We start from the raw sequence: 3,456 nt of genomic DNA on the forward strand, positions 1-3,456 counted from the left end.
AGAGGGGGCCGGGGGGTGAGGTTTGGCAGACAGGATGATCAAAAAAGGGTACACTCAAATCAGCTTGTACGGGTAAGCCTTTGATACACCTCTTTCAACACCACCCCTTCCACCAGGTCACTGAAATCTCCCCCCTCCATCAATCGGTTGAAGATGTCAGTGTTTTGATCCATCCTGTCGATCACTTTATTGATGAATGCATCTGTAAACGGGAACTTGAAGTTCTCCATGGTATTTGCAAGAGCCTGCACTTTCAGGGCTTCATCTGCCACGCAATCTTCAACAATCTGGTCAAAGAAGAGGCGGTCGGTTTCATTAAATTCAGTACCAAAGAGATCATTAATTGTATTGATGATTTCTGACAGTGGGGATTTCTCTTCATCTTTTTTCCTGCGGATACCAGCTTCAGTTGCACCGGATGGTACCCATCCCTTACCTGTTTCCAGTACAATATCTCCGGCACCAGTCTTATTGAGCCTGTAATACTCAAGTGCCACCTCATCATCAAGCTTCAGCCTCTCTTCAATACTCTTTTTTGGGAGTTTTTTTAGCAGGAATCGAATGTAAGGAAATAGCTTCTCCAATTCAATATCGTAGAAAGGGATGATCTGTGATAAAAATGAATAGAGGCGGGTAAAGGATACAAGGGTGTGCTTGAAATCATCCTGGGATATCTCTCCATCCACAGATGCCTCTTCCGGCAGTTCCTTGAATCGTTCAACAGCAGGGTCAATAAAGGCATTCAATTTGGCTTGGTTTTTGGCATTGAATTTGGGATCAAAGTATTTCTTTGAGAAGTTTTCCACCTCCGATGACCATATCACCTGAGCAGCTTCAATGCGGCTCTTTTGGTCGTACAGAAGATTGGGGTCGGTTTTTTCTTCCAGTGTGGTTACTTCGTAATAGGGCTGGAACGATTCCCTTATATCCTCGGCTTCATTTGCAAAATCAAGGACAAAGGTGTCCTCTTTACCACGACATTTTCTGTTGAGTCGGGATAGGGTCTGTACAGCCTTGACACCGGACAGCTTCTTATCCACATACATGGTGTGCAAAAGGGGTTGATCAAATCCGGTCTGGTATTTGTCGGCAACCAGAAGAACCTGATATTCAGGTGTGTTGAATTTTGCGGGCAGTTCCTTCTCACCAAACTGGTTCATACCGGTTTCCTTATACTCGATGCCATCATCATCCACAGTGCCGGAGAAGGCGACAAGGGTTTTTATATCTGTGTATCCCTTTTCTTTCAAATAGCGGTCAAACTCCAGTTTATATCGCACTGCATGGAGCCTTGAGGAGGTCACCACCATGGCCTTTGCCTTTCCATTGATCTTCTTGGAGACGACCTGCCTGAAATGCTCTACCATCACTTCTGTTTTCTGTGACAGGTTATGGGGATGCAGCGACATGAACCGTGCAATGGCGATTTTCCCTTTTCGTTTGTCAATCCTGGGATCATCTTCAATGGCTTTATTCAGTCTAAAAAAGGTCTTGTATGTGGTGTATCCCTTCAGGACATCCAGAATAAATCCCTCTTCTATGGCCTGTCTCATGGAGTAGAGATCGAAGGCCCGGGGGTTTCCATCAATGCCTGTCTCTCCAAACACCTCCAGGGTCTTTGCTTTGGGTGTGGCTGTGAATGCAAAGAAACTGAGATTCTTCTGCTGTCCCCGTGACATCATGACCCTTCGGATCTCATCTTCCGGTGAATCATCTGAATCGTCATTTTCTGCATCGGCATCTTCAAACATTGCCTCTTCAAGGGTTCTGGCAGATAACACTTCCTTCATTTTTCTGGATGCTTCACCACCTTGACTGCTGTGTGCCTCATCAATGATGACGGCGTAGTTTCTTGATTTTCTCTCACCTTTGAACTTTTCCATATCTGCAATTTTATCAATCACAAATGGAAATTTCTGCAATGTGGTAATAACGATATTGGAGCCGTGATAGATGGCATCGGCCAACTGGTCTGATTTTTTGTCGATTTTCTTGACCACGCCTTCCTTGTGCTCAAATTGATAGATGGTGTCCTGCAACTGGGAATCCAGTACTCTGCGGTCGGTGATGACAATCACAGAATCAAAGACACGCTCATCAAATTTGTCGTGGAGACTGGAGAGGCGATAGGATAACCATGCAATGGAATTGGATTTACCACTTCCTGCACTGTGTTGAATGAGGTAGTTCTTTCCCGGGCCATGAATTTTAGCGTGATCGGATAATTTCCTGACCACCCGTAGCTGATGGAACCTTGGAAAGATCATCTTTTCCTTTATGGCTTTCTTTCCATTATGATCAACACTCTCTTTTTCAAGGTGGATGAACTTTCCAATGATGTCTAAGAAAGAATCCTTTGTCCAGATCTGTTTCCACAGGTAATCTATCCTGTAACCATGGGGATTTGGGGAATTGCCCTTTCCATTGTTATGCCCCATGTTAAAAGGAAGGTAAAAGGTCTGTGTGCCCATCAACCTGGTGGTCATCCAGGCTTCATCGGTATCGACGGTGAAGTGTACCAATGCTCTTTTATTGAACTGGAAAATCAACTCTTTGGGATCACGGTCTAACCTGTACTGCTGCTTGGCATTATCAACGGTCTGGCCGGTCATCTGGTTTTTCAGTTCAATGGTGGCAACTGGTATTCCATTGAGTCCAAGCACCAGATCAAGGGAATTTTCATTCTTCAGGGAGTACTTTACCTGCCGTGTGACAGTCAGGATATTGGCGTCATAGAGTGTTTGAGAATCTGGGTTGAGACTGCTTTCCGGTTTGAAAAATGCAGTCTGGAATTTAACACCATAGTCTGTGAAGCCTTTGCGGATGACATCAAGAGCACCTCTTAAACTCAGCTCTTTTACAAATCGTTTGATGAGATTATCTTTTGTATTGGTTCCATGGATGGTGTGCAGCTTCTCCCACTTATCCGGTTGGGATATTTGAAGGAATTGTATGAAGGTGGTTTTATCAAGTGCAATTTCCCGATCAAAGAGATTTGGATCGCCGGCAATATATCCACCGTTTTCAATCAGATCTTCTACGATGGCCTTTTCAAATGTCTCTTCTGTGTAGATGGCTGTTGTCATTACTGGTAAAATCCTGACCTGGACATGCCAGAGTTTAAGAGAGTATTTTATGTTCTATATTGTAAAAATATACAAAAAGCTAAATTTCCATATTTCCATTTAGGGTGTTGATATCAATTTTCCCTGCCTGCAACTTGATAGCTTCAAGCATTTCCTTAAACTGTTCCTTTGTTAGCATACCTTTATGAAGCAATGATTTAAGCATTTCGATCTTTCCTTCAATCTTTCCTTCAATTTTCCCTTCATTGCGGATATGTTCTGATATTGTGGTTGCAGTAAAGCTCATTTTTACCTCCCTTTTTATATTTTCGACTGTTTTGTTCGGCAATTTTTTATAGGCATTGACCCACTGCTCAATCAGAAGTTTCTT

General features: G+C 43.3%; 2 protein-coding genes. Both read right to left on the bottom strand.

Translation table 11 applies throughout. The features are described 5' to 3' along the window. Positions 1 to 59 precede the first annotated feature (59 nt). Positions 60 to 3,086, bottom strand: coding sequence for a type I restriction endonuclease subunit R (locus tag MTBBW1_RS26350; RefSeq protein WP_080809753.1), 3,027 nt, complete (start codon positions 3,084 to 3,086; stop codon positions 60 to 62). A gap of 79 nt (positions 3,087 to 3,165) precedes the next feature. Next, a partial coding sequence (locus MTBBW1_RS26355) for a hypothetical protein (RefSeq protein WP_222424191.1) occupies positions 3,166 to 3,456 on the bottom strand: 291 nt, incomplete at its 5' end.

The sequence above is a fragment of the Desulfamplus magnetovallimortis genome (assembly GCF_900170035.1).
In the GTDB taxonomy this organism is placed as follows: Bacteria; Desulfobacterota; Desulfobacteria; order Desulfobacterales; family Desulfobacteraceae; genus Desulfamplus; species Desulfamplus magnetovallimortis.